General features: G+C 74.4%; 3 protein-coding genes. 1 reads left to right on the top strand and 2 read right to left on the bottom strand.

The annotated features are described in order from the left end of the window. Positions 1-109 precede the first annotated feature (109 nt). Positions 110-1066 carry a hypothetical protein gene (locus MXD58_RS29155; RefSeq protein ID WP_248840461.1) on the top strand — a complete coding sequence of 319 codons (957 nt, stop codon included), beginning with the start codon at positions 110-112 and terminating at the stop codon, positions 1064-1066. 40 nt (positions 1067-1106) lie between these two features. On the opposite strand, the gene MXD58_RS29150 is transcribed toward MXD58_RS29155, so the two are convergent. Both MXD58_RS29150 and MXD58_RS31495 read right to left on the bottom strand, forming a co-directional pair. Next, on the bottom strand, positions 1107-1523 hold the full coding sequence (locus MXD58_RS29150) for a PPOX class F420-dependent oxidoreductase (protein WP_248840467.1): 417 nt from the start codon (positions 1521-1523) through the stop codon (positions 1107-1109). 19 nt (positions 1524-1542) lie between these two features. Next, positions 1543-2025 carry a hypothetical protein gene (locus MXD58_RS31495; RefSeq protein ID WP_374616812.1) on the bottom strand — a complete coding sequence of 161 codons (483 nt, stop codon included), beginning with the start codon at positions 2023-2025 and terminating at the stop codon, positions 1543-1545. Positions 2026-2398 lie beyond the last annotated feature (373 nt).

Genomic DNA, 2398 nt, shown 5'->3' with positions numbered 1-2398 from the left:
GCGCCGACGTGACGGCCTGGGGCGGGCGGTCAGCGACCTGCCGGGACGCGGCCGACCGCCGCCCCGGCACGGCACACGACGCCGGCCGCGACGCGAGGGGACGTGAGAGATGGACACCGGGAAGCCACCGGCGACACCACCGCCGGACCGCTACGGCCTGTCCGCCGCGGGACGCGCCGCCGCGATGATCTCCCGTGAGATCGCTTTCGCCGACCCCGACCCGCTCACCCTCACCGAATACGACGAACGGCTCTACCGCTACTCCACCACCCTGCTGCACCAGCCCCACAGCGAGCTGCTCGGCCCCCTCATCGGGGACTGGCGCCGCGTACAGGCCGCCCTCGGACGCCGCCTGAGCACCGCCGTGCACCGCGAACTGACCCGCGTCGCCGGCTACCTGTCGTTCTACCTCGGTTTCCTGGCCACCGACACCGGTGACGACACCAGCGCCCGGCGCTTCGCGACCCTCACCGCCCAATGCGCCGAACACCTCGACGACCGGCTGCTCACCGGCACCGCCCACAGCCTCGACGCCCTCATCGCCTACGCCCAGGGACGCCTGGGACACGCCAGCACCGCCGCCGCCCGCGCCGCCGCGACCCGCCAGCCCTACCTCGACGGCTGGGCCGCCGCCCTGCAGGTCACCATCGCCGCCGCCGCCGGCGACGAACCCACCCTCGACCACGCCCTGCTACGCCTCCACGAACGCCCCGACGTCCGCGCGCTACGCAACCCCGGCTGGCCGCCGTTCGACGACAGCCGCGAAGCCGTCGTCGTCGCCGACGCCATGACCCGCCTACGCGTCCCCGGCGCCCGCAGCGCCGCCGCCCGCGCCGTCGCGCTGACCGCACCGGCCACCCTCGACCGCGGCTGGGCACTCGGCGCGCTCGCCGCGACCCTGGTCACCGAAGATCCCGCCGCCGCCGGCGGTGTCCTCGACGAGATCGTCGCGATCCTCGACCTGCGGCCGTCCCGGCTGCTCGCCGCCCGGGTGCACGAGATCCTGCTGCTCATCGCCACCCCGCACACCGCACCCGACCACACCCGGCCCGCCCGCACCACCTGAACGCCATGCACCCGACGCGCCCGGCCGGCGCCGAACAACGCTACTCCGCGATATCACGCTGCGCGACCACCGATGTCGGGGTCAACCGCACCAGCAGCTCCCCAGGTACCCCGTTGCGTTGCCCGTAAGCCGCCGCCCGCTCCGCCCCCATATAACGGGCGGCGATCCGCGTCGCCCACAGCGCCACCTCACCGAGATCCTCCGACAGACGCACCGGACCGGACAGGGTGACGAACGAGAACGGCGCCCGCTCGTCGTCCACGCACAACGCCGCCGTCCCGCTGCGCCGCAACGCCCGGCCCTTCACCGTCGCCGCACCGGTGTTGAACACGATGTCCTCGCCATCGAGGACGAACCAGATCGGCGCGACATGCGGACGCCCGTCGGCACGCACCGTCGCCAGCTTGCCCGTCCGCGTCCCCACCGCGACGAACTCCCGCCACTGCTCCCGCGTCATCGCTGCCACGCCCGCCACCCTAGGCCGAGACGCGCCGCGCGCCCTCGCCGCCACCCGCGAGTCGCCGCCCGCGGCGCACCAGCAGCCGCTCGGCGAGCGCGTCGGCGCGTTCCATATCGTCCAGGCTCGCCCGGCTCCGCCCATCGACCTCGAGGATCGCCGCGAGCAGCTCCGCGGACAACCGGGTGCGCGCCGCCACCCGCGCCACACTCGGCGGCAGCCCCGCCAGCCCCCCCGCAGGAGACGCCGGCGCCACCCGGACGCCCAGCTCCTCGGCCCCCACCAGCTTCTCGGCCCCCACCAGGGCGACGCGCCCCGACCTGCCCCGGCCCCGGCCCCGGCGGGACCGGTCGGGCCCGCCGGTCCCGGCATCCGAGGACAGCGACCGGCCGCCCGCACCGGTGCTCGCACGAGAGGCGGAGGGCGGGACGGACGGCGGGGCGGTGACCCGGACGGAATCGACGGAGGAAGGCTGGTCGACGAAGAGGTGCAGCAGCGCCATGCATCAGTGATACCAACCCGCATACCCACCGCGACATCTTGACTTCCACCCGCGAAGCAGGATCATCCTTTTCCCACAGGACATCCACAGGGACACACCCCGTTACCCACCGCCGCGTCGACAACCTTATCCACATGACGATCATCATGTGATGAAGCTCACATCGACGGGTGGGGAGGCGGGCCGGCCACCACGGCACCCACGCGACGACCCACCTGCGACCCGAAACGGGCCGACGCCCACGGAAGGCCGGCCCAACCCCGGACCGCGAACGCGCCTCAGCGGCGCCACGGCGAACGCGACGTCGGTCGCGGCGCCGGTTCCGTCGCCGCCCAGATCCGACGCCAGCGCGCCGTCGGCGTCCCCGGGGCCC

It is taken from the genome of Frankia sp. AgKG'84/4, assembly GCF_023242965.2.
Classification (GTDB): Bacteria; Actinomycetota; Actinomycetes; order Frankiales; family Frankiaceae; genus Frankia.
This window is presented reverse-complemented; position numbering and strand designations above follow the sequence as displayed.

Excerpts from the sequence above, each read along its gene's own strand:
- MXD58_RS29155 (WP_248840461.1), top strand. The coding sequence starts at position 110 with ATGGACACCGGGAAGCCACCGGCGACACCACCGCCGGACCGCTACGGC.
- MXD58_RS29150 (WP_248840467.1), bottom strand. The coding sequence starts at position 1,523 with ATGACGCGGGAGCAGTGGCGGGAGTTCGTCGCGGTGGGGACGCGGACG.
- MXD58_RS31495 (WP_374616812.1), bottom strand. The coding sequence starts at position 2,025 with ATGGCGCTGCTGCACCTCTTCGTCGACCAGCCTTCCTCCGTCGATTCC.